Source organism: Pseudomonas parafulva, from assembly GCF_000800255.1.
GTDB lineage: Bacteria > Pseudomonadota > Gammaproteobacteria > Pseudomonadales > Pseudomonadaceae > Aquipseudomonas > Aquipseudomonas boreofloridensis.
This window is the reverse complement of record NZ_CP009747.1, coordinates 34,296-58,230: the sequence shown is the minus strand read 5'-3', so window position 1 is coordinate 58,230 and position 23,935 is coordinate 34,296. Positions and strand designations below refer to the sequence as shown.

Sequence of the window (23,935 nt, the reverse complement as noted above, 5' to 3'; positions counted from 1 at the left end):
GCCGGTCCGGGGCCTCGATGCAGGATGCTCAGCGGCGCTTGGCCATGGCATCGATGAAACGATCGAACAGTGGCGCGACGTCGGTCGGGCCGGGGCTCGCTTCAGGGTGGCCCTGGAAGCTGAACGCGCTCTTGTCGGTGCGTTCGATGCCCTGCAAGGTACCGTCGAACAGCGACTTGTGGATGGCGCGCACATTGCCTGGCAAGGTGGCTTCATCGACGGCGAAACCGTGGTTCTGACTGGTGATCATCACCACGCCGGTGTCCAGGTCCTGGACCGGGTGGTTGGCGCCGTGGTGACCGTGGCCCATCTTCACGGTCTTGGCACCGGAGGCCAAGGCCAGCAGTTGGTGACCGAGGCAGATACCGAAGACCGGGATGTCGGTTTCGAGAATGGCCTTGATCGCCTCGATGGCGTAGTCGCACGGCTCGGGATCGCCCGGGCCGTTGGACAGGAATACGCCGTCGGGGTTGAGCGCGAGCACTTCGCTGGCCGGGGTTTGCGCTGGCACGACGGTCAGGCGGCAACCACGGGCGACCAGCATGCGCAGGATGTTCAACTTGACGCCATAGTCGTAGGCGACCACGTGGTAAGGCAGCTCGGACGCTTCGCGGGTCGGGTGGCTGTCAGTTTTCAGCTCCCAAACGCTGGAGCGCCACTCATAACGCTCCTTGGTGCTGACTTCCTTGGCCAGGTCCATGCCCTTGAGGCCCGGGAAACCACGAGCGGCGGCGATGGCGGCTTCTTCGCTGATGTCGTCGCCGGCCAGGATGCAACCGTTCTGAGCGCCCTTCTCACGCAGGATGCGGGTCAGGCGACGGGTATCGATACCGGCGATGGCCACCACGTTGTTGGCCTTGAGGTACTCGGGCAGCGACTGGGTGTTGCGCCAGTTGCTGGCCAGCAGCGGCAGGTCGCGGATCACCAGACCTGCCGACCAGACGCGGTCGGACTCGGCGTCTTCGGCGGTGGTGCCGGTGTTGCCGATGTGCGGGTAGGTCAGAGTGACGATCTGCTGGGCGTAGGAAGGGTCTGTAAGGATTTCCTGGTAGCCGGTCATAGCGGTGTTGAACACCACCTCACCAACGGTTTGACCGTCGGCCCCAATGGCCTCACCGCGAAAAATGCTGCCATCAGCAAGGGCGAGTATGGCTGGCTTTGTCAAGAAGACCTCCCGTAAATGACGCATGAAGGGGCGATCGCAGGTTGCAAAAAAGCGGAGTGCCGTATGGATACGTCACCCCGCTTTTATGTGCTGAATTCAATTCTCTGCGCGCTTTTAGTGGATACACTAAAGCTGTAGTTTACAGAAAAGTGAGCTCTCGGTCTACCGCAGATGTGCCGTTTAGACACACGTATGCGACAGGCCTACGCGTTCAATGCAGTTCCAGCACATCCTGCATGTCGTACAGCCCTGGCTCGCGCCCTTGCAGCCACAGCGCCGCACGTACAGCGCCTTTGGCAAAGGTCATGCGGCTAGACGCTTTGTGGGTGATCTCCAGGCGTTCACCGTCAGCCGCGAACAGCACCGTGTGGTCACCGACGACATCGCCCGCCCGCACGGTCGCAAAGCCAATGGTCTTGCGGTCACGGGCACCAGTCTGCCCCTCGCGACCATACACCGCCACCTCCTGCAGATCGCGACCCAACGCCTGAGCGACCACCTCGCCCATGCGCAGCGCGGTACCCGAGGGCGCATCGACCTTGTGCCGATGGTGCGCCTCGATGATCTCGATATCGACATCATCGCCCAACACACGCGCCGCCATGTCGAGCAACTTCAGGCTCAAGTTGACGCCGACGCTGAAGTTGGCGGCGAAGACGATCGGAATGTCTTTCCCGGCTTCGGCCAGCAGACGCTTCTCGTCGACACTGAAGCCGGTGGTACCGATCACCATCGCCTTGCCATGCTTTCGGCAGAACGCCAGGTTCTTCAGCGTCACCGAGGGATGCGTGAAGTCGATCAATACATCGAAGTCGTCGGCGACCTTGGCCAGGTCATCGGACAGCAGCACACCGATCCGACCGAGGGCCGCCAGCTCACCCGCGTCCGCCCCGACCAGAGAGCTGTCGGGGCGATCGATCGCCGCCGTCAGCCCGGCTCCGGAGGTTTGCTGCACCGCTTCGACGAGGGTCTTGCCCATTCGCCCTGCTGCGCCCATTACCGCAATACGTCGCATAGCCTGTTCCTTGTCAGAGATCGCCGAAGAAGCGCTTCACACCCTCGAACCAGCCACTGGCCTTGGGCGAGTGGGAGCTGTCACCCTCGAGCGAATCGCGCAGCTCTTCAAGCAGCTCACGCTGGCGACGACTGAGATTGACTGGCGTTTCCACCGCGACCCGGCACAGCAGATCGCCCGCACCACCACCGCGCACGGGTGCCACACCCTTGCCGCGCAGACGGAATTGCTTGCCCGTCTGAGTACCCTCCGGGATTCGCAACTTCACACGCCCATCGAGAGTCGGCACTTCGAGCTCGCCACCCAGTGCGGCATCGGTGTAGCTGATCGGCACTTCGCAGTACAGGTGCTTGCCATCACGCTGGAAGATCGCATGCTCGCGCACGCTGATGACGACGTAGAGATCGCCGGTCGGACCGCCATGGGCGCCCGCCTCGCCTTCGCCGGACAGGCGAATGCGATCGCCGGTGTCGACGCCGGCCGGCACTTTCACCGACAGGGTCTTGTACTCTTCGACACGGCCTTCGCCATGGCACGCCGAGCACGGGTCGGTGATGATCTTGCCCTGACCGTGACAGCGCGGGCAGGTCTGCTGAACAGAGAAGAAGCCCTGCTGCATACGGACTTGACCGATACCGCCGCAAGTTGGGCAGGTAGACGGGGTCGAGCCCTTCTTCGCACCCGTGCCGTCGCAAGGCTGACAGTTGACCAGGGTCGGCACACGAATGCTGACCGTCGTGCCACGCACCGCCTCTTCCAGGTTCAACTCCAGGGTGTAGCGCAGATCGCTGCCGCGCTGGGCACCACCGCGACCACCGCCACGGCCACCGCCGAAGAAGTCACTGAAGACGTCGCCGAAGATATCGGAGAAGTTGGCGCCGCCAAAACCGGCACCGCCGCCGCCCATGGTTGGATCGACGCCGGCATGGCCGTACTGATCGTAGGCTGCGCGCTTGCTGGCGTCGGACAATACTTCGTAGGCCTCGTTGGCCTCCTTGAACTTGTCTTCCGACTCTTTATCGCCCGGGTTGCGGTCCGGATGGTATTTCATCGCCAGGCGGCGATAGGCCTTCTTGAGATCGCTTTCGCTGGCGCCACGCTCGACACCCAGGACCTCATAAAAATCACGCTTTGCCATAGGTCATTCGCACTCTTGAGGGCTTTCGGCATCTGTGCACCGTGCCGTCAGCACCTGCCGCAACACGCCTGATGCGCCCTGACAGATGCTGGAAATATTTCCCGTGTTCCAGACACGCCAACGCGGGAGCAAGCCCCCGCGCGGCGACATCCTACCAGCTCAGCGACCAATGCCGCTGAACCGGCCGACAACATGCAGAAATTACTGCTTGTTGTGATCTTTCACTTCTTCGAACTCGGCGTCGACCACGTCGTCGTGCTTGGCTTCAGGTTCCGCCTGCTGGGCGCCGCCCTGAGGCTGTTCGCCTTGCTGCTCGGCATACATCTTCTGAGCGACTGGCGCGGACACCTTGGACAGCTCCTCGACCTTGGCGTCGATGGCCGCCTTGTCGTCACCCTTCACCGCAGCTTCGAGCGCGACCACGGCCGCTTCGATCGCCGCCTTCTCGTCGGCAGTGACCTTGTCGCCTGCGTCGGCCACCATCTTGCGGGTCGAGTGAACCAGTGCGTCGCCCTGGTTACGGGCAGCGGCCAGCTCTTCGAACTTGCGGTCTTCCTCGGCGTTGGCCTCGGCATCACGCACCATGCGCTCGATTTCCTCGTCCGACAGACCGGAGTTGGCCTTGATCACGATCGACTGCGACTTACCAGTAGCCTTGTCCTTCGCGCTGACGTGCAGGATGCCGTTGGCGTCGATGTCGAAGGTCACTTCGATCTGTGGCATGCCACGCGGCGCTGGCGGAATGTCGGCCAGGTCGAACTTGCCCAGCGACTTGTTCTGCGTGGCTTGCTTGCGCTCGCCCTGCAGCACATGGATGGTCACCGCAGCCTGGTTGTCGTCGGCGGTCGAGAACACCTGCGACTTCTTGGTCGGGATGGTGGTGTTCTTCTCGATCAGCGGCGTCATCACGCCGCCCATGGTTTCGATACCCAGGGTCAGCGGGCTGACGTCCAGCAGCAGCACGTCCTTGACGTCACCGGCCAGAACCGCGCCCTGAATGGCGGCGCCCATGGCGACAGCTTCGTCCGGGTTGACGTCCTTGCGCGCTTCCTTGCCGAAGAAGTCGGCAACGGCTTTCTGCACCATCGGCATACGGGTCTGGCCACCGACCAGGATCACGTCGTCGATCTTGCTGGCGTCGATACCGGCATCTTTCAGCGCGATGCGGCAAGGCTCGATGGTGCGCTTGACCAGGTCTTCGACCAGCGATTCCAGCTTGGCGCGGGAGATCTTCACGTTCAAGTGCTTCGGACCGGTTGCATCGGCAGTGATGTACGGCAGGTTGACGTCGGTGGACTGGGCCGAGGACAGCTCGATCTTGGCTTTCTCAGCGGCTTCCTTCAGACGCTGCAGCGCCAGCGGATCGTTCTTCAAGTCCATGCCGGACTCTTTCTTGAACTCATCGACGAGGTAGTCGATCAAGCGCATGTCGAAGTCTTCGCCACCGAGGAAGGTGTCACCGTTGGTGGCCAGTACTTCGAACTGGTGCTCGCCATCGACTTCGGCGATTTCGATGACCGACACGTCGAACGTACCACCACCCAGGTCATAGACGATCACGGTGTGGTCGCCCTTGGCCTTGTCCATGCCGTAGGCCAGTGCAGCGGCGGTCGGCTCGTTGATGATGCGCTTGACGTCCAGGCCGGCGATGCGACCGGCGTCCTTGGTGGCCTGACGCTGGCTGTCGTTGAAGTAGGCCGGAACGGTGATGACCGCTTCGGTGACCGGCTCGCCGAGGTAGTCTTCGGCGGTCTTCTTCATCTTTTTCAGGACTTCGGCGCTGATCTGCGGCGGAGCCATTTCCTTGCCAGCAGCCTCGACCCACGCGTCACCGTTGCCGGCCTTGACGATCTTGTAAGGCACCAGCTTGATGTCTTTCTGCACGACGTCTTCTTCGAAACGACGACCGATCAGACGCTTCACGGCGAACAGGGTATTGTGCGGGTTGGTGACGGCCTGACGCTTGGCCGACTGACCGACCAGGATTTCGCCATCGTTGGCGTAGGCCACGATCGAAGGGGTAGTACGCGCACCTTCGACGTTCTCGATGACCTTGACGTTACCGTTTTCCAGAATGGAGACGCACGAGTTGGTGGTCCCCAGGTCGATACCGATGATCTTGCCCATGTTAACTCTCCCGAAACTTGAATGAGGTAGCAGCGACTGCTATTGGCCAACTGCGGAAATACTTGAAGGCTTGACACCTAGATGGGGATGCCCCGACGGATTTCAAGCCTTTTCATCGATCGACGGTTGAGGCGCTGCTGGCGCCTTGCTGACCACCACCATGGCGGGGCGCAGCAGGCGACCGTTGAGCAGATAGCCTTTCTGGAACACCTTGAGCACGCTGTTCGGCTCGACCTCGGCGCTTTCCTGCATGGCCATGGCCTGGTGGTGCTCGGCATTGAACGGTTCGCCGTGCGGATCGACTGGCTCGAGGTTGTAGCGCTTGAGGGTGTCCTGGAACATCTTCAGGGTCAGCTCGATCCCTTCGCGCATCGGCTTGATGGCTTCGTCCTCGGCGCTGGACAGCTCGAGGCCGCGCTCCAGGCTGTCGATCACCGGCAGCAGGTCGCCGGCGAATTTCTCCAGGGCGAACTTGTGGGCCTTCTCGACATCCTGCTCGGCACGCCGACGAATGTTCTGCAGGTCTGCGGCAACGCGCAGCGATTGATCCTTGGCGGCGGCCAGCTGCTCCTCGAGCACCTGAACGCGGGCACCGAGGTCCTCGGAACCGACTTCTTCGGCATTAAGGTTTTGTTCATCCAGCTGTTCGTCAGCCATCGGGGCTCTCCTCCGCATTTTCCGGTGTACAGGCCATGCCTGCCGTGTGTGGCGTGTATATGGGGTCGGAAAAATCAGCTTCAAGGGCTGGGTGATAATCCCTGTCGCCGAACGGCGCTTGGCAGGCTGGAAAAAACTACTGTATAAATAACCAGACATGACCCTCGGGAGCGGCCCTCATGCTGGTGCATCTGTCCATACACAACTACGCCATCGTCGAACACCTGGATCTCGAGCTTGCCCGCGGCATGTCGGTCATCACCGGCGAGACCGGCGCCGGCAAGTCGATCATGCTCGATGCGCTGGGCCTGGCCCTGGGCGACCGCGCCGACAGCGGCGTGGTCCGCCCGGGCGCCGACAAGGCCGACCTCCTCGCCACCTTCGATCTGGCGGACATTCCCGAAGCGCGGACCTGGCTCACCGAGCGCGACCTCGACCACGACGGGCCGTGCATCCTGCGCCGAGTCATCACTGCCGAGGGCCGCAGCCGCGGCTATATCAATGGCACACCCTGCCCGCTCGGCGACCTCAAGGCGCTCGGCGAGCTGCTCATCGATATCCACAGCCAGCACGAGCACCAGTCGCTGCTCAAGACCGACACCCATCGGCGGCTGGTCGACGAGTACGCTGGCGCCGTCGACCTGGCGCGCCAAGTGCAATTGGCCGCCCAGCGCTGGCGCCAGACCCGACTGGAACTGGAGCGCCTGTCCAACTCCAGCGATGAGCAACGTGCGCGACACCAATTGCTGAGTTACCAGCTCGAAGAGCTGGAAAACCTGGGCTTGGGCGAAAACGAACTCGAACAACTGGAGCAGGAGCACAAGAACCTGACCAATGCCGAAGCGCTGTTCGGCATCTGCCGCCAGGTGATCGACCAGTGCAGCGAAAGCGACTCCGGCAATGTGCTCAGCGCCCTGACCAGCAGCCTCAATCGCCTTTCCGCCGTCAGCGATGCGCCCAAGGCGCTGGGCGAAGCGGTGAACCTGATCGCCAGCGCACAGATCCAGGTCGAGGAAGCGGTCGGCGAACTCAATCGCTTCCTCGACCACTTCGACGCCGACCCGATGCGCCTGCAAGCCCTGGAGGAACGCCTCGACACGCTCTACACCCTGGCACGCAAGCACCGTGTTCATCCGTCCGAGCTGCCACAGTTGCAGCAGCGCTTGATGGACGAACTCGAAGGTCTCAACGCCAGCGACGAATCCGTCGAACGCCTGGGCGACGAGCTGGCGGCCTATGCCCAGCACTATAAAGAGAAGGCCAGCGAGCTCAGCGGATTGCGCCGACAGGCTGCGGCGCAGTTGGCCTTGGCGGTGGAACAGGAAATCCAGCGCCTGGGCATGCCTGGCGGACGCTTCTGCATCGAATTGACGCCACTGGAAGGCAACGAGCTGTCACCGCATGGACTGGAGCAGGTCGAACTGCTGGTCAGCGCCAACCCTGGCCAACCACTCAAGGCCTTGGCCAAGGTGGCGTCGGGGGGCGAACTGTCGCGCATCAGCCTGGCGATCCAAGTCATCACCGCGCAGACCTCGCGCATTCCGACGCTGGTGTTCGACGAGGTGGACGTGGGTATTGGCGGACCGACCGCCGAGATCGTCGGCCAGTTGTTGCGCCGGCTGGGCGAGCGTGGCCAGGTACTGACCGTGACCCACCTGCCCCAGGTGGCTGCTCAAGGTCATCACCATCTGTTCGTGCACAAGGTGCGCAACAGCGAGACCACTCACACGGCAGTGGCCAACCTGGGCAAACGCGAGCGCGTCGAGGAAGTGGCGCGCATGCTCGGCGGCATCGACCTGACCAAGGAGTCGCTGGCCCACGCCCGCAAGATGGTGGTCAGCGGCAAAGCCTGACGCCTCACGCCTCACGCCTCCACAAGACACTCAGAAAACACAAAGGCGACCCAAGGGTCGCCTTTGTCGTCAGTCACGATCAGAAATCGTTACTTCTTCTTGCGCACATAAAGGACCAGGTTGTGGTCCACCAACTCGTAACCGTGCTCGGCCACGATCTCCCTTTGGCGACGCTCGATTTCAGCATCCATGAATTCGATCACTTCACTGGTTTCCACATTGACCATATGGTCGTGGTGACCTCCGTCGGCCAGCTCGAACACCGCGTGGCCGCCATCGAAGTTATGGCGAACCACCAGACCCGCTGCTTCGAATTGGGTCAGTACACGGTAGACGGTCGCCAGACCGACGTCCTCACCTGCTTCCATCAGCGCCTTGTAGACGTCTTCGGCACTCATGTGACGCTGCTCGGCAGAATCGAGCATTTGAAGGATCTTTACTCGAGGCAGTGTCACCTTGAGACCGGCTTTGCGCAATTCGCTATTTTCAACCATGGTCAGCTTTCTCGCCGATGCTGCTTCGCAGCTTCTCTTAATACGGGTATGATCGGGGTTTACGTTGTCCAGCCAAGATAGTGGAAGTCGCCCACCGATGCAAAACAACACCAAGCTCTTGCTAACCAGCCTCACCCTCGTGGGACTGCTCGCACTCGCCGGTTGCTCGTTTCCCGGGGTTTACAAAATCGACATCCAGCAGGGCAATGTCGTCACGCAGGACATGATAGACCAATTGCGTCCGGGAATGACCCGACGGCAGGTAAGGTTTATCATGGGCAACCCGCTCCTGCAGGACCCCTTCAATACCAATCGCTGGGATTACCTCTATAGCATTCAGCCAGGCGGCGGTAAGCGTCAGCAGGAACGCATGAGCGTGTTCTTCAATGAAGGCGACCAACTCGTGAGCCTGTCCGGCGACTTCATGCCAGGCGTCAGCCGCGACCAGGAAATCCTGGGTGGAAGCGGCGATACCACGGTCAGCCCGGCCAAGCAGCCGTCCGGCCAGCCTGAGACGCCTGCCAAGCCCGGTTCGGCCGAAGAGTCGATCCAGCGCGAAATCGATACCATCGAAACCACGCCGGTGCCGACACCCGCGCCGCTCGAGACCTCGCCCCAGTAAAGGCAGCGCTCATGAAAAAGCCCGGACATGTCCGGGCTTTTTGTTGGCCGTTGCAGCGATGAGCATCCATGACCGCTCAGCCATGCAACTCCTTGGCGCGCTGGCAGAAGGCATCGACCAGGGTATTGGCCGCCTGATTGAACAATGGCCCAAGTGTGGCGCGAACCAACGGCCCGGCATAATCGAACGACAAGTCCAGACTGATCTTGCACGCCTTCTCACCCAGCGCCTTGAAGACCCATACCCCGTGCAACTGCGTGAACGGCCCTTCCTCCAGCGTCATCTCGATGGACTGCCCAGGCACCAGCACATTGCGCGTGACGAATTGCTGACTCATGCCGCCTTTGGCCACCTCGAGCCTGGCACGCATGTGCGTGTCGCTCGACTCGATCACCGTCGAATCCGAGCACCAGGGGAGAAACTCAGGGTAACTGGCCACGTCGTTGACCAGGTCATAGAGCGCCTGGGCAGGGTATGGCAGCAGGGCGGAGCGTTGAATATGGGTAGTCATCCAGGCATCACTTCCAAGCTGGGCGGCAGCACCTCGCGGCGCTTCGGGACGTTTCCGTTCAAGGGAACTATTCCGGCATTGTCCGGGATTCATCCTGTCGGCTCAAGCACACCGAACCCCATAGCCAGAGGCCATGGCGACTGCCTATAATGCCGCCCCTATGGCTAAGCAAAAGAAACATCCGACCGGGACCATCGCGCAGAACAAGAAAGCGCGACACGATTACTTCATCGAACACAAGTTCGAGGCCGGACTGGTCCTGTCCGGTTGGGAAGTAAAAAGCCTGCGGGCCGGCAAAGCGCACCTGACCGACAGCTACGTGCTGCTCAAGGATGGCGAAGCCTGGCTGTTCGGCAGCCACATTGCCCCGCTGACCGCCGCCAGCACCCACGTCGTTGCCGACCCCATCCGTACGCGCAAGCTGCTGCTGAACAAGCGCGAGCTTGAGCGCGTGGAAGCGGCCGTGGCGCAAAAGGGTTACACCTGCGTGGCCTTGGCGCTGTACTGGAGCAAGCACCTGATCAAGTGCGAGATCGCACTCGGCAAGGGCAAGAAGGAGTTCGACAAGCGCGACACCCTGCGCGAACGTGACTCCAATCGCGAGCTGCAGCGCGCGGTGCGCAACAAGGGCAAGGAAGAATAACGCCCCGTATCGGGCGACCCCGCTACCACGTCATCCGTGGCAGTGGGCTCGCCAGCACAACTCACCGCCCGCTGCGTCGCTGCGCCCGTGCCACACGCTGGGCTTCCTGACGTGCCTCCTCAAGCACTTCCTGCACATAGATGATGTGTCGACTCGACACCTCCCGCGCCTCTTGCGCGCGCCCCTCGACGATCGCCTGGTACAGCTCGCGATGCTGCGCGATCAGCATGTCGCGCGTTTCCGGCCGCTGCTGGTACATGCCGCCGATATTGGTCACCACATTGCGCTTGAGCAAATCGAACAGCCCACGGATGGTGTGCAGCAGCACCGCGTTATGGCTGGCCTCGGCGATCGCCAGGTGAAAGCGCGCATCGGCCGCCCCCTCTTCTGCGCGACTGACCTCATCGGCGCGGGCGTAGCAGTCCTGAAGCGTATCGAACGCAGCCTTGAGCCGCGCCCGATCAGGTTCGGTGGCACGCTGGGCAGCGTAGTAGGCGCATGACGCTTCCAAGGTGTGACGAAACTCCAGCAGGTCGCGCTGGGCCTCGGGATTGTCTTCGAGCAACAGCAGCAGCGGATCGCTGAAGGTCGAGCCCAGCGACTCGGCGACATAGTTGCCGCCGCCCTGACGGCTTATCAGCAATCCCTTGGCCACCAGCTTCTGGATCGCCTCGCGAAGCGACGGTCGCGAGACGCCGAACTGCTCGGCCAACGCGCGCTCAGCGGGCAGGCGCTGCCCAGCGCTCAGGGTGCCCTCGAGAATCATCGCTTCCAACCGGTCGACGATATCGTCGGACAAGCGCCGCTGGCGCACCTGATCAAACACCATCACCTGCCTCTCCACTGACCCCGCTATCGATCGCGGGGCGCCCATTGTGCGCCTCTGCCGAGCGTTCAGCCACACCACCGGCCGTGCCCAATGGATGCTCCGCTCATCGGCCTGCGACCAAAGTTCTGCTTGGGACAAATTGACACACCCCTGATCGGGCTTTTAACCTAGCCACCAGCCATTGAAAATTGGTCTTACCAATTATCCAATGCCAGCGCTGACCAACAACAATTAGGGGTTACCCCATATGCAAACCTGGCAACAACTCTACGCCCCACTCGGGAGTCTCGGCCTGTCCGCACTGGCGGCAGTCATCCCCATCGTATTCTTCTTCCTGGCCTTGGCCGTGTTCCGACTCAAGGGGCATGTGGCGGGCAGCATCACCCTTGGCTTATCGATCCTGGTGGCGATCTTCGCCTTCCACATGCCCGCCGACATGGCCCTCGCCGCGGCCGGCTACGGCTTCCTCTACGGCCTGTGGCCCATCGCCTGGATCATCGTCGCAGCCGTGTTCTTGTACAAACTGACGGTCAAGAGCGGCCAGTTCGAAGTGATCCGCAGCTCGGTGCTGTCGATCACCGACGACCAGCGCCTGCAAGTGCTGCTGATCGGCTTCTGCTTCGGCGCATTCCTCGAAGGTGCCGCAGGCTTCGGTGCCCCGGTGGCCATCACTGCCGCACTGCTGGTGGGCCTGGGCTTCAATCCGCTGTACGCCGCTGGCCTGTGCCTGATCGCCAATACCGCGCCAGTGGCCTTCGGTGCGCTGGGCATCCCGATCATCGTCGCCGGCCAGGTGACTGGCATCGACGCCTTCCACATTGGCGCCATGACCGGCCGCCAACTGCCGCTGCTGTCGCTGTTCGTGCCGTTCTGGCTGGTGTTCATGATGGACGGCCTGCGCGGCGTGAAAGAAACCTGGCCAGCGGCATTGGTCGCCGGCCTGAGCTTTGCCGTCACCCAATACTTCACCTCCAACTTCATCGGCCCGGAACTGCCTGACATCACCTCGGCCCTGGCCAGCCTGATCGCCCTGACCCTGTTCCTGAAGGTCTGGCAGCCCAAGCGCGCGCTCACCCAGACCCAGGGCAGCACAGGCGCGGCGGTGGTCGCAGGCGTCGGCGGCCAGCCATCGCCCTATAGCTTCGGCGAGATCTTCAAAGCCTGGTCGCCTTTCCTGATCCTGACCGTGCTGGTGACCATCTGGACCCTCAAGCCCTTCAAGGCCGCTTTCGCGCCGGGCGGAGCGATGTACAACTTCGTGTTCAATTTTGCCATCCCGCACCTGGATCAACTGGTGATCAAGACCGCGCCGATCGTCACCGCTCCCCTGGCCATGCCGGCGGTGTTCAAGTTCGACCCGATCTCGGCCACCGGCACGGCGATCTTTCTCTCGGCACTGATCGCCATGGCCGTGCTGAAGATCAACGTCAAAACTGGTCTGACCACTTTCAAGGAAACCGTCTGGGAACTGCGCTGGCCGATTCTGTCGATCGGTATGGTGCTGGCCTTTGCCTTTGTCACCAACTATTCGGGCATGTCCTCGACCATGGCCCTGGTACTGGCCGGCACCGGGGCGGCATTCCCGTTCTTCTCGCCGTTCCTCGGCTGGCTGGGCGTGTTCCTGACCGGCTCCGACACCTCCTCCAACGCCCTGTTCAGCTCCTTGCAAGCCACTACGGCGCACCAGATCGGCGTCAGCGACACCCTGCTGGTCGCCGCCAATACCAGCGGCGGCGTGACCGGCAAGATGATCTCGCCGCAGTCGATCGCCGTGGCTTGCGCCGCCACCGGGCTGGTGGGCAAAGAGTCGGATCTGTTCCGCTTCACCTTAAAGCACAGCCTGTTCTTCGCCACGATCGTCGGCCTGATCACCTTGATTCAGGCCTATTGGCTGACCGGCATGCTGGTTACTCACTAAAGTGAAAGGGGCCGGGCGCCCAGGCGTCCGGCATCTCCTTCAACCCACGCTGCGAGATTCCATGATCATTTCCGCCTCCACCGACTACCGCGCCGCAGCCCAGCGCAAGCTGCCCCCCTTCCTGTTCCACTACGCCGACGGTGGCGCCTACGCCGAGCACACCCTGCGCCACAACGTCTCGGACCTGGCCAGCATCGCCCTGCGCCAACGCGTACTGAAGAACATGTCCGAGCTGAGCCTCAGGACCGAGCTGTTCGGCGAGACCTTGAGCATGCCGGTGGCCCTGGCGCCGGTCGGTCTCACCGGCATGTACGCCCGCCGGGGCGAGGTACAGGCGGCGCGCGCGGCGGCCGAGCACGGCATCCCGTTCACGATGTCCACCGTGTCGGTCTGCCCGATCGAGGAAGTGGCGCCGGCCATCGACCGACCGATGTGGTTCCAGCTCTACGTGCTCAAGGACCGTGGCTTCATGCGCAATGCGCTGGAGCGGGCCAAGGCCGCTGGCGTGCGCACCCTGGTGTTCACCGTCGACATGCCCACCCCGGGCGCCCGCTACCGCGATGCCCACTCCGGCATGAGCGGCAGGAACGGCCCGCTCCGCCGCATGTTGCAGGCCATGACCCATCCGCAATGGGCCTGGGATGTGGGCGTCATGGGCCGTCCGCACGACTTGGGCAACATCTCCGCCTACCGCGGCAACCCGACGGGCCTGGCCGACTACATCGGCTGGCTGGCCGCCAACTTCGACCCGTCGATCTCCTGGAAGGACCTGGAGTGGATCCGCGAATTCTGGGACGGCCCGATGATCATCAAAGGCATCCTCGACGCCGACGATGCCCGCGATGCCGTGCGTTTCGGTGCCGACGGCATCGTCGTTTCCAACCACGGCGGTCGCCAACTCGACGGCGTGCTCTCCAGCGCCCGCGCCCTGCCGGCGATTGCCGACGCGGTAAAAGGCGATCTGACGATCCTCGCCGACTCTGGCATTCGCAGCGGCCTGGACGTGGTGCGCATGATCGCCCTGGGCGCCGACACCGTGCTGATCGGTCGCGCGTTCCTCTGGGCCTTGGCCGTGCATGGCCAGGCCGGAGTGAAGAACCTGCTGGAATTGTTCGAGAAGGAAATGCGCGTGGCCATGGTGTTGACCGGCACCAAGACGATCGGCGAGATCACCCGCGACTCGCTGGTCCGCGAACTGGGCGCCTGAGCCCTGCGTAACCAAGCCTGATAGCCCGGGGCACGCCGCGCACCAGACGCGCCGGCCCCGTGAGGAGATTGCATGAGTCTGCCCGCTGCGTTCCTGCGCGATGCCGAGCGCCTGATCCCCGCCGAACGCCGGTTCGACGACCCGACCTCGACCCTGGCCTTCGGTACCGACGCCAGCTTCTACCGCTTGATTCCCAAGCTGGTGGTGCGCGTGGAATCCGAGGACGAGGTGATCGGCCTGCTGCGCCTGGCCCAGCGCGAGCGCGTGCCGGTCACCTTCCGCGCCGCCGGCACCAGTTTGTCCGGCCAGGCCCTGAGCGATTCGGTGCTGATCGTGCTGGGCGAGCGCTGGAATGGCCGCGAGATCCGCAATCAGGGCGAACAGATTCGTCTGCAACCGGGCGTGATCGGCGCCCAGGCCAATACCTGGTTGGCACCCTATGGGCGCAAGATCGGCCCGGACCCGGCGTCGATCAACGCCTGCAAGATCGGCGGTATCGTCGCCAACAACGCCAGCGGCATGTGCTGCGGCACCGCGCAGAACACCTATCACACCCTGGCCGGCCTGCGCCTGGTGCTGGCCGACGGCACCTGCCTGGACAGCGAGGACCCGGCCAGTGTGGCCGCCTTCGAACGCAGCCACACCGACCTGCTGGACGCGTTGGCGCGCCTGGGCCGCGAGACCCGCGCCAACCTGCCCCTGGCCGAGCGCATCCGGCACAAGTACCGACTGAAGAACACCACCGGCCTGTCGCTCAATGCACTGGTGGACTACGACGCGCCGCTGGACATCCTGCAGCACCTGCTGGTCGGCTCCGAAGGCACGTTGGGTTTCATCAGCGCCGTCACCTACCACACCGTGCCCGACCACCCGCACAAGGCCAGTGCGCTGCTGGTGTTTCCCAGCGTCGAGAGCTGCTGTCGGGCGGTCACCGTGCTCAAGCAGCAGCCGGTGTCCGCCGTGGAACTGCTCGACCGCCGCAGCCTGCGCTCGGTTCAGCAAATGCCAGGCATGCCGGACTGGGTCCGGGGATTGTCGGACCACGCCTGTGCCCTGCTGATCGAGTCGCGCGCGGCCAGCCAAAGCCTGTTGCACGAACAACTGAACCAAGTGATGGCCTCCATCGCCGATTTCGCCTTGGAACAGCAGGTCGATTTCAGCGAAGACCCTGCCGTCTACAACCTGTTGTGGAAGATCCGCAAGGACACCTTCCCGGCGGTCGGTGCCGTGCGCCAGACCGGCACCACGGTGATCATCGAGGACGTGACCTTCCCGGTGGAACTGCTCGCCGAAGGCGTCAACCGACTGCTGCAGTTGTTCGACAAGCACCACTACGACGAGGCGATCATTTTCGGCCACGCCCTGGAAGGCAACCTGCATTTCGTCTTCACCCAGGGCTTCAACAGCGCCGAGGAGGTGGCGCGCTATCAGGCGTTCATGGACGATGTGGCGCAGTTGGTGGCCGTGGAATTCGGTGGTTCGCTCAAGGCCGAACATGGCACCGGACGCAACATGGCACCCTTCGTCGAACTGGAGTGGGGCCAGGACGCCTACCAATTGATGTGGCAGCTCAAACGGCTGCTCGATCCCAATGGCATCCTCAACCCGGACGTGGTGCTCAGCGACGACCCGGACATTCACCTGAAACACCTCAAGCCGCTACCGGCGGCCGACGAGATCGTCGACAAGTGCATCGAGTGCGGTTTCTGCGAGCCGGTGTGTCCGTCACGCGGACTAACCCTGAGCCCGCGCCAGCGCATCGTCATGTGGCGCGACATCCAGGCCAAGCGCCGCGCCGGCATCGACACCCGCGAGCTGCTGCAGACCTACCAGTACCAGGGCCTCGACACCTGCGCCGCCACCGGGCTGTGCGCCCAGCGTTGCCCGGTGGGCATCAATACCGGCGAGCTGGTGAAGAAGCTGCGCGGCCAGGCGGCGAGCCACCTGCAACGGGCCGATTGGCTCGCCGAACATTTCCACACCGTGCTGCGCGGTGCGCGCCTGACCCTGGCCGTGGCCAACGGTGCACGCAAGCTGCTGGGCGCGCCGCGCCTGGAGAGTTTGAGCAGCGGCTTGCGCAGGGCCAGCCGGGGTCGCCTGCCGCAGTGGACAGCGGCCATGCCGCAACCGCTCGCGCCGATCAACGTGATCCCGGTCAGCCAGGACGCACGCCCCCGGGTCGTCTACCTGGCCGCTTGCGTGTCGCGGGTGATGGGCCCGGCATACACCGACGGCGAGCAGCGCTCGTTGCTGGACAAGACCCGTGCACTGCTGGAAAAAGCCGGTTATCAGGTGATCTTCCCCGAGCACGCCGACAGCCTGTGCTGCGGGCAGCCGTTCGCCTCCAAGGGCTATGCCGAACAGGCCGAGCACAAGCGCCAGGAACTGATCGCTGCGCTGCTGCAGGCCAGTCGCGGCGGGCTCGACCCGATCTACTGCGACACCAGCCCCTGTACCCTTCGCCTGGTGCAGGATCTGGGCAACTGCCGCCTCGACCTGTACGACCCCGTGCGCTTCATCCGTACCCACCTGCTCGACAAGCTGGAGTTCACCCCACAGGATGAACCGGTAGCCGTGCATGTCACCTGCAGCACCCAGCACCTGGGCGAGAGCCAGGCGCTCATCGACCTGGCGCGTCGCTGCAGCAAACAGGTCGTGATACCCGAGGGCATTCACTGCTGTGGTTTCGCCGGCGACAAAGGCTTCACCACACCGCAGCTCAATGCCCATGCACTGCGCACGCTCAAGGGTGCGGTGCAGCAGTGCAGCGAAGGGATCTCCACCAGTCGGACCTGTGAGATCGGGTTATCGACCCACAGTGGTATCGACTATCACGGGCTGGTGTATCTGGTGGACCGGGTGACGCGGGCGCGCAGCCTCTGAGCCTGAACGCGGCGCCGCTTTCTTATGGGGGCGGTCGCCACAGAGCGGCCTGCTCGCAACCATTTGTTACAACTAGATGCTACTCTGCAGCCCTCCCCCTTGGCCGCCGTTGACCTCCGATGTCAGAGTCCGCACCGCTGCTGCTGCGTCACCACCGTCCTTTCATCGCCTTCTGGCTCGCCCGGGTGTTCACCGCCAGCGGCTTCCAGATGCTCACCGTGGCCATCGGCTGGCACCTCTATCAGCTCACCGGCAATGTGCTGGACCTGGGCCTGGTCGGCCTGGTGGAGTTCGCCCCGCGCGTGCTGTTCATGCTGCACACCGGGCATGTTGCCGATCGCTACGACCGGCGCAAGGTGGCGGCGCTGTGCCAAAGCCTGCAGGGGTTGATCGCCCTCGCCCTGGCGCTGGGCAGTGCCACCGACAACGTCAGCCGCGAACTGATCTTCCTGCTGGCGTTCCTGCTCGGCGCCACCCGCGCCTTCGAGATGCCCGCTACCCAGGCCCTGCTGCCGAACGTGGTGCCCGCAGGGCTGTTCCCGCGTGCCGTCGCCGCTTCGGCCTCCGCCACCCAGGCAGCGACCATCGTCGCCCCGGCGCTCGGCGGGCTGCTCTACGCCTTGGGCAGCGTCTGGGTGTATGGCCCGACCGTTGCGCTGTACGCCATCGCCTGCGCACTCACGCTCAGCCTCCAGGCCCGCCAGCAGACGCCGCAGCGCGGCCGAGCCAGCGTGCAGTCCCTGCTGGCCGGCATCCACTTCATCCGCAGCCGCCCCGACATCCTCGGCGCCATCTCGCTGGACCTGTTCGCCGTGTTGCTGGGCGGCGCCACGGCATTGCTGCCGGTGTTCGCCCGCGACATTCTGCTCACCGGCCCGTGGGGCCTGGGCCTGCTGCGCTCGGCGCCGGCGGTGGGGGCGTTGTTGATGTCGTTGTGGCTGGCGCGCTTCCCGGTCGAGCGCAAAGTCGGTCGAACCATGTTCACCGCCGTGGGCGTGTTCGGCGTGGCGACCATCGCCTTCGGCCTGTCGACCTCGTTCTGGTTCTCCCTGGCGGTGCTGGTGGTGCTCGGCGCGGCGGACATGATCAGCATGGTCATCCGCAGTGCCTTCGTGCAGTTGGAAACGCCGGACGACATGCGCGGCCGGGTCAGTGCAGTGAACGGGCTGTTCATCGGTGCCTCGAATCAGCTCGGAGAATTCGAATCGGGCGTCACTGCGCACTGGTTTGGCACAGTGCCGGCCGTGGTGCTCGGTGGCGTGGGCACGCTGCTGGTCACCGGGGTGTGGATAAAGCTGTTCCCGACCCTGGCGCACCGCGACCGGATGCACAATCCCGAGTAGCCCTGGCCAAGCCGCTTCGCACCACGCAGCGGCCACCCGCGACAGCCATAGGCCCCCGCCCACCATGCTGGTATGATGCGCGGCTTTTTTGCACCCCGCACAAATCCACGGCACCCGGTACGGTCTGTGCTTTGCTGTTGAGGTCCAACACATTCACGGCGCTGCGGCGTCATGGGAGCAGGCATGCTGGAAAGGCTGTTTCAACTCAAGGCACACAATACCAACGTGCGCACCGAGATCCTTGCGGGCGTCACCACCTTCCTGGCCATGGCCTACATCCTGTTCGTCAACCCGAGCATCCTGGGCGAGACCGGCATGGACAAGGGCGCGATCTTCGTCGCCACCTGCCTGGCCGCCGCCATCGGCTCGGTGACCATGGGCCTGATCGCCAACTACCCGATCGCCCTGGCGCCAGGCATGGGCCTGAACGCTTTCTTCACCTACACGGTGGTCCTGCACATGGGCCACACCTGGCAGGTGGCACTGGGCGCGGTGTTCCTCTCGGCGGTGCTGTTCTTCCTGCTGTCGATCTTCCGCATTCGCGAATGGATCGTGAACAGCATCCCGCTGCCACTGCGGTCGGCCATCGCGGCGGGCATCGGTCTGTTTCTGGCGCTGATCGCCTTGCACAACGCTGGCATCGTCGTCGATAACCCGGCGACCTTGGTGGGCCTGGGCGACTTGCGCAATCCCGCCCCCATCCTTGCCACCCTCGGTTTCTTCCTGATCGTCGCCCTGGAGGCATTGAAGGTCCGCGGGGCGGTGCTGATCGGCATTCTCGCCGTGACCGTAGTGTCGATCCTGATCGGCGCCAGCCCGTTCGCCGGCATCGTCTCGCTGCCGCCCTCACTCGCACCGACCTTCCTGCAACTGGACATCAAGGGCGCGCTGGACGTTGGCCTGATCAGCGTGATCTTCGCGTTCCTGTTCGTCGACCTGTTCGACAACTCCGGCACCCTCATCGGCGTGGCCAAGCGCGCCGGGTTGATGGGCAAGGACGGCCACATGCCGAAGATGGGCCGGGCACTGATCGCCGACAGCACCGCCGCCATGGCCGGTTCCCTGCTGGGCACCTCGACCACCACCAGCTACATCGAGTCGGCGGCCGGCGTCAGTGCCGGTGGGCGGACCGGCCTGACCGCCATCGTGGTCGCCGTGCTGTTCCTGCTGGCGCTGTTCTTCGCACCGCTGGCCGGCAGCGTGCCGGCCTTCGCCACCGCACCGGCATTGCTGTTCGTTGCCGTGCTGATGGCTTCGGGCCTGGCCGAAATCAACTGGGACGACGTCACTGAAGCGGCACCGGTGGTGGTCACGGCCCTGGCCATGCCACTGACCTACTCGATCGCCAACGGCATCGCCTTCGGCTTCATCGCCTGGACCGCCATCAAGCTGATTTCCGGTCGTCGCCACGACCTGAACCCGGCGTTGGTGATCCTGTCCATCCTGTTCGTCATCAAGCTGGGCTGGTTCAACGCATGAGTGCTGCCTTCGACCCTTCGCAATACGCCACGCAACTGCAAGCCAAGGTCGAGCGCCTGAACGAGTTGCTGGCACCGTTCGATGCGCCGGCGCCGTCGGTGTTCGAGTCGCCGCGCGAGCACTATCGCCTGCGCGCCGAGTTCCGCCTGTGGCGCGAGGATGGCCAGCGCCACTACGCCATGTTCGCGCCGGGCGAGAAGCACAAGGCGATCCTCATCGACGACTTCCCCATCGCCAGCCAGCGCATCAATGTGCTGATGCCGCAGTTAAAAGCTGCCTGGCAGGGCAACGAAGACCTGAGCAACCGCCTGTTCCAAGTGGAGTTCCTCACCACCCTGGCGGGCGACGCGATGGTCACGCTGTGCTATCACCGCCCGCTGGACGCCGCCTGGGAAGCCGCCGCGCAACAGTTGGCCGCCGACCTTGAAGTCAGCGTGATCGGCCGCTCCAAGGGCAAGCGCGTGGTGATCGGCCGCGACTATGCGCTGGAGCAACTCGACATCGGCGGGCGAACCTTCAGTTATCGCCAACCCGAAGGCGCCTTCACCCAGCCCAACGGCGCGGTGAACCAGAAGATGCTGGCCTGGGCCTGCGAAGCCATGGGCCGACGCGACGACGACCTGCTGGAACTGTACTGCGGCAACGGCAACTTCACCCTGCCGCTGGCCACCCGCGCACGCCAGGTGCTGGCCACCGAAATCAGCAAGACCTCGGTCAATGCCGCCCTGCACAACCTCGACGAGAACGGCATAGACAACGTGCGCCTGGTGCGCCTGTCGGCCGAGGAACTGACCCAGGCCCTGAACGAAGTCCGCCCGTTCCGGCGTCTGGAAGGCATCGACCTGAAAAGCTATGCCTTCGGCACCGTCTTCGTCGATCCGCCGCGCGCCGGTATGGACCCGGACACCTGCGAGCTGACCCGACGCTTCGAGCGTATCCTGTACATTTCCTGCAACCCCGAGACCCTGGCGCAGAACATCGCCCAGTTGCAGGACACTCACCGTATCGAACGTTGCGCGCTGTTCGACCAGTTCCCCTACACCCATCACATGGAAAGCGGGGTGCTGCTGGTCCGGCGCTGACACTCCGCCAGCACGGCTACGAGGGGCTCGTCCCTTCCTGGCGGTGCTGGCGCTGGGCTGGACACCTGGCACCTGACATTTTTGCCAGCAGCGCGCGTGCGCCGTCTCCTCTACCGTATTGCCTGCACGCCTACCCTTGGGGCGAGGGGCTGTCAGCACCTCATGCCGCGCGCTTCAACGCGCTGACGTGAGGTGCACCTGTGGTTCGTCCGATGTCTGCGGTTGCTGGCTGCATGTCCATTCCATCGGTCGAGGAAGCACATCATGCGCACGTTCACCTTCCCCCTGGCAATCGCCATCGTCGCCACACTGGCCGGCTGCGCCCGCGAGCCCGGCCCGCCACTGATATCGGTCCCCGACAGCGCCAAGCTCACCTGGCAAGAGGTGCCAGGCACCCAGGGGGCGGTCACCTATGCCAATGTCGAAGGCGACATTTTCGGCCGCGGCGATTACCTGGCCTATGTCCGCTTTCGCAAAGGCACCGACAACGGTCTTCACCTGCACAGTCAGACCCTGCCCACGGTGGTCCTCAGCGGGACGTTCTACGCCGTGATCGACGGTAAGCGAACCGAGTATCCGGCCGGGGCGTTCTATCGGCTGCCCGCGCGCCTGGTCCACGAAAGCGGCTGCACAGCGGCCGCCGACTGCCTGCTGTTCCAGTACCAGAGCGACGCGTTCGACCTGATTGGCGCCAAGCCCTGAAGCGAGGCGCGAAGCAAGACCGGCGCCAATACCGGGCGCGCGCGTAGCCGTCTGCCTATGGCACGAAGCGTCGCTCGGATGCAGGATGAGCGCTCACCCCAGCCGGCGCGACAACCGCGCCGGCCTGGTTCTCACCGTTACCCGGTCACTACCGCGAGGAAAACGCTGGCCCATGGACCAGTTGAGCGCCATGCACACCTTCCGCCGGGTCGTCGACCTCGGCAGTTTCAGCGCCGCCGCCAGCCAGGCCGGCGTCTCCCACACCGTGCTGTCGCGCCAGGTAAAGAACCTGGAACGCGCCCTCGGCACGCAACTGCTCACGCGCACCACGCGCCGGCTGCATCCGACCGAAGCAGGCCTGCTGTTCTACCGTCACTGCGTACTGATCCTCGACCAGGTGCAGGCCATGACGCTGGAGCTGTCCGAGCACCAACTGCAACCCACCGGCACCTTGCGCCTGAGCGTGGGCTCGGCGTTCGGCGATCTGGAGCTGGGCCGCTGGTTGCCTGACTTCGTCGAGCAGTACCCGCACCTGCACGTGGAGCTGAACTGCACCGATCGCTTCGTCGATCTGCTGGAAGAGGAAGTCGATGTCTGCCTGCGCGTCACCGATCACCTGCCCGACTCTAGCCTGGTCGCCCGGCTGCTGACCCCCAGCCCAGTACTGCTGGTGGCTGCACCGGGCTACCTCGAACGGCAGGGCTCTCCCAGCACGCCAGAAGCCTTGAGCACCCATCCGCTGCTCGGTTACAGCCGCCTGCAGCAACCCCAGCGCCTGACGCTCAGCGCTGCCGATGGCAGCCACCGCGACGTGCTGATGCCCAGGCGCCTGAGCGCCAATTCACCGATGGCCCTACGTGCGGCAGCCATCGGCGGACTGGGTATCGCCAGCTTCGACCGTTTCATCGTCGACGACGCGTTGCGCGACGGGCGACTGGTGCCAGTACTGCGCGACTGGCATCTGCCGGGGCGAAACCTGTATGCGGTGTATCCGCACAGTCGTTATCTGGCGCCGAAGGTCCGCGCCCTGATCGATTACGCGCAGCAGTACTACGCGACAACGCGCTGGGGTTGCGATTAGTGCAGAAACTGCACAGGCGCTGACACGTTTTGCCCGTATCTGGACATCGACACCCTGACTAACCTTCGCCTCCTCACTGAACGGGCGAAGGAGCCTCTGTATGAATACCCTGACTAAACTCTTGGCAGGTCTGACCGTGGGCGCTATGGCACTCACCGCCCACGCCGGCGATGACACCTTGATTTCGGTGCCGAACAGCGCTGCGCTGAAATGGCAGGACGTACCGAACACCCAAGGCGCCGTCAGCTACGCCAACGTCGAGGGCGACCTCTTCGGCAAAGGGCCTTATTCGGCCTACGTGAAGTTCAAGAAAGGTGTGGACAACGGCCTGCACCAGCACACTCAGGTGCTGCCGACAGTGGTACTGGCCGGCACTTTCTACGCGGTGATCGACGGCAAGCGCGTCGAGTACCCGGCAGGTGCTTACTACAAACTGCCGGCCGACCTGGTTCACGAAAGTGGCTGCACCGCCGAGGCTGACTGCCTGCTGTTCCAGTACCAGGCCGATGCCTTCGACCTGAAGCCGGTCAAAGGCTGATCGAGCCGTCGGGGCGGCATTAGGCTGCTGCCCCATCCCGTCAGAAGTCGAAGAACACCGTCTCCCCTTCCCCCTGAATACGCATGTCGAACCGGTAGGCTGTCTTGCCGTCCACTTCGCAGCGCTTGGCGATCAGGGTTTCCCGGCGCTGCGGCTGCTCGATCAGGTTGAGCACCGGGCACTGCGCGTTGGCCTCGGCTTCGTCATCGAAGTACAGCCGCGTGTGCAAGTGGATGTTGATGCCCCGGGCGAACAGGCTGATGTTGATGTGCGGCGCCATGGGCACCCCGGCAGCGTTGTTCACAACCCCCGGCTTCACCGTGTGCAGCGTCCACTCGCCCGCATCGAAGGTGGTGGCGGTACGACCGAAACTGTTGAAGGCATTTTCCAGGTTGAACTGATCCTGATATTGGCCGTTGGCATCGGCCTGCCACACCTCGAGGAAGGAGTCGCGCACCAGGTGACCATTGCCGTCGTAGACGTGGCCGAGCAGCAGAATATGCTCGCCAGGCGCCTCGGGGCGGGCGAGTCGGCTCCAGATTTCCTGATCACGGGTGGGGTTGCCCGCCGCTTCCAGGGCCAGGCCGATGTGCACATAGGGGCCGGCGGTCTGCGAAGGGGTTTCCGGCAGCAGTTCGATAGGCATGA

General features: G+C 63.8%; 21 protein-coding genes. 12 read left to right on the top strand and 9 right to left on the bottom strand.

Features of this window, described 5'->3' with window-relative positions; all coding sequences use genetic code 11:
• Window positions 1–28 precede the first annotated feature (28 nt).
• The 5 genes from carA to grpE form a co-directional block, all read right to left on the bottom strand.
• Entirely contained in the window at window positions 29–1,165 is a 1,137-nt protein-coding gene (gene carA, locus NJ69_RS00245) for a glutamine-hydrolyzing carbamoyl-phosphate synthase small subunit (protein ID WP_039575122.1), read from the bottom strand.
• A 211-nt stretch (window positions 1,166–1,376) separates the two neighbouring features.
• Window positions 1,377–2,180, bottom strand: coding sequence for a 4-hydroxy-tetrahydrodipicolinate reductase (dapB, locus tag NJ69_RS00240; RefSeq protein ID WP_029613917.1), 804 nt, complete (start codon window positions 2,178–2,180; stop codon window positions 1,377–1,379).
• A gap of 13 nt (window positions 2,181–2,193) precedes the next feature.
• Window positions 2,194–3,318 carry a molecular chaperone DnaJ gene (dnaJ, locus tag NJ69_RS00235; protein ID WP_039575115.1) on the bottom strand — a complete coding sequence of 375 codons (1,125 nt, stop codon included), beginning with the start codon at window positions 3,316–3,318 and terminating at the stop codon, window positions 2,194–2,196.
• 201 nt (window positions 3,319–3,519) lie between these two features.
• Window positions 3,520–5,445, bottom strand: coding sequence for a molecular chaperone DnaK (dnaK, locus tag NJ69_RS00230; protein ID WP_039575114.1), 1,926 nt, complete (start codon window positions 5,443–5,445; stop codon window positions 3,520–3,522).
• A 102-nt stretch (window positions 5,446–5,547) separates the two neighbouring features.
• Window positions 5,548–6,120 (bottom strand): nucleotide exchange factor GrpE, encoded by a 573-nt coding sequence (grpE, locus tag NJ69_RS00225; protein WP_280790895.1) that lies wholly within the window; start codon window positions 6,118–6,120, stop codon window positions 5,548–5,550.
• A gap of 161 nt (window positions 6,121–6,281) precedes the next feature.
• On the opposite strand from grpE, the gene recN reads away from it, so the two are divergent.
• The gene (gene recN, locus NJ69_RS00220; protein WP_039575111.1) at window positions 6,282–7,955 is read left to right on the top strand and encodes a DNA repair protein RecN; all 1,674 of its coding nucleotides are present in this window, start codon (window positions 6,282–6,284) and stop codon (window positions 7,953–7,955) included.
• 89 nt (window positions 7,956–8,044) lie between these two features.
• Here recN and fur read toward each other — a convergent pair whose 3' ends face one another.
• A complete protein-coding gene (gene fur, locus NJ69_RS00215; protein ID WP_028695114.1) occupies window positions 8,045–8,449 on the bottom strand; it encodes a ferric iron uptake transcriptional regulator in 405 nt (134 codons plus the stop codon).
• Between the two features lie 97 nt (window positions 8,450–8,546).
• Between fur and NJ69_RS00210 the strand changes: the two genes are divergently transcribed.
• Entirely contained in the window at window positions 8,547–9,071 is a 525-nt protein-coding gene (locus NJ69_RS00210; protein ID WP_029613097.1) for an outer membrane protein assembly factor BamE, read from the top strand.
• 76 nt (window positions 9,072–9,147) lie between these two features.
• Here NJ69_RS00210 and NJ69_RS00205 read toward each other — a convergent pair whose 3' ends face one another.
• A complete protein-coding gene (locus NJ69_RS00205; RefSeq protein WP_029613098.1) occupies window positions 9,148–9,582 on the bottom strand; it encodes a type II toxin-antitoxin system RatA family toxin in 435 nt (144 codons plus the stop codon).
• Window positions 9,583–9,742: 160 nt separating this feature from the next.
• On the opposite strand from NJ69_RS00205, the gene smpB reads away from it, so the two are divergent.
• Entirely contained in the window at window positions 9,743–10,225 is a 483-nt protein-coding gene (smpB, locus tag NJ69_RS00200) for an SsrA-binding protein SmpB (RefSeq protein WP_029613099.1), read from the top strand.
• Window positions 10,226–10,286: 61 nt separating this feature from the next.
• Here the strand turns inward: smpB and NJ69_RS00195 are convergent, their stop codons facing one another.
• Window positions 10,287–11,054, bottom strand: a complete 768-nt coding sequence (locus tag NJ69_RS00195) for an FCD domain-containing protein (protein WP_029613100.1) — start codon at window positions 11,052–11,054, stop codon at window positions 10,287–10,289.
• A 247-nt stretch (window positions 11,055–11,301) separates the two neighbouring features.
• Here NJ69_RS00195 and NJ69_RS00190 point away from each other — a divergent pair, with 247 nt between their 5' ends.
• The 9 genes from NJ69_RS00190 (at window position 11,302) to NJ69_RS00150 (ending at window position 23,287) form a co-directional block, all read left to right on the top strand.
• On the top strand, window positions 11,302–12,972 hold the full coding sequence (locus tag NJ69_RS00190; RefSeq protein WP_039575103.1) for a lactate permease LctP family transporter: 1,671 nt from the start codon (window positions 11,302–11,304) through the stop codon (window positions 12,970–12,972).
• Window positions 12,973–13,033: 61 nt separating this feature from the next.
• Window positions 13,034–14,179, top strand: coding sequence for an FMN-dependent L-lactate dehydrogenase LldD (gene lldD, locus NJ69_RS00185; RefSeq protein ID WP_039575100.1), 1,146 nt, complete (start codon window positions 13,034–13,036; stop codon window positions 14,177–14,179).
• A 72-nt stretch (window positions 14,180–14,251) separates the two neighbouring features.
• A complete protein-coding gene (locus NJ69_RS00180; protein ID WP_039575097.1) occupies window positions 14,252–17,062 on the top strand; it encodes an FAD-binding and (Fe-S)-binding domain-containing protein in 2,811 nt (936 codons plus the stop codon).
• A 119-nt stretch (window positions 17,063–17,181) separates the two neighbouring features.
• On the top strand, window positions 17,182–18,405 hold the full coding sequence (locus NJ69_RS00175) for an MFS transporter (RefSeq protein WP_039575093.1): 1,224 nt from the start codon (window positions 17,182–17,184) through the stop codon (window positions 18,403–18,405).
• Between the two features lie 183 nt (window positions 18,406–18,588).
• On the top strand, window positions 18,589–19,884 hold the full coding sequence (locus NJ69_RS00170; protein WP_039575089.1) for an NCS2 family permease: 1,296 nt from the start codon (window positions 18,589–18,591) through the stop codon (window positions 19,882–19,884).
• Entirely contained in the window at window positions 19,881–20,966 is a 1,086-nt protein-coding gene (gene trmA, locus NJ69_RS00165) for a tRNA (uridine(54)-C5)-methyltransferase TrmA (protein WP_039575086.1), read from the top strand. The genes NJ69_RS00170 and trmA overlap by 4 nt, the downstream gene beginning before the upstream one ends.
• Window positions 20,967–21,230: 264 nt before the next feature.
• Entirely contained in the window at window positions 21,231–21,668 is a 438-nt protein-coding gene (locus tag NJ69_RS00160) for a cupin domain-containing protein (RefSeq protein ID WP_039575082.1), read from the top strand.
• 172 nt (window positions 21,669–21,840) lie between these two features.
• A complete protein-coding gene (locus NJ69_RS00155) occupies window positions 21,841–22,749 on the top strand; it encodes a LysR family transcriptional regulator (RefSeq protein WP_039575079.1) in 909 nt (302 codons plus the stop codon).
• 145 nt (window positions 22,750–22,894) lie between these two features.
• A complete protein-coding gene (locus NJ69_RS00150) occupies window positions 22,895–23,287 on the top strand; it encodes a cupin domain-containing protein (protein WP_369811559.1) in 393 nt (130 codons plus the stop codon).
• 40 nt (window positions 23,288–23,327) lie between these two features.
• Here the strand turns inward: NJ69_RS00150 and pcaG are convergent, their stop codons facing one another.
• Window positions 23,328–23,933: a protocatechuate 3,4-dioxygenase subunit alpha gene (gene pcaG / locus NJ69_RS00145; protein ID WP_029613105.1), complete on the bottom strand. Its 606-nt coding sequence runs from the start codon at window positions 23,931–23,933 to the stop codon at window positions 23,328–23,330.
• Between the last annotated feature and the right edge of the window lie 2 nt (window positions 23,934–23,935).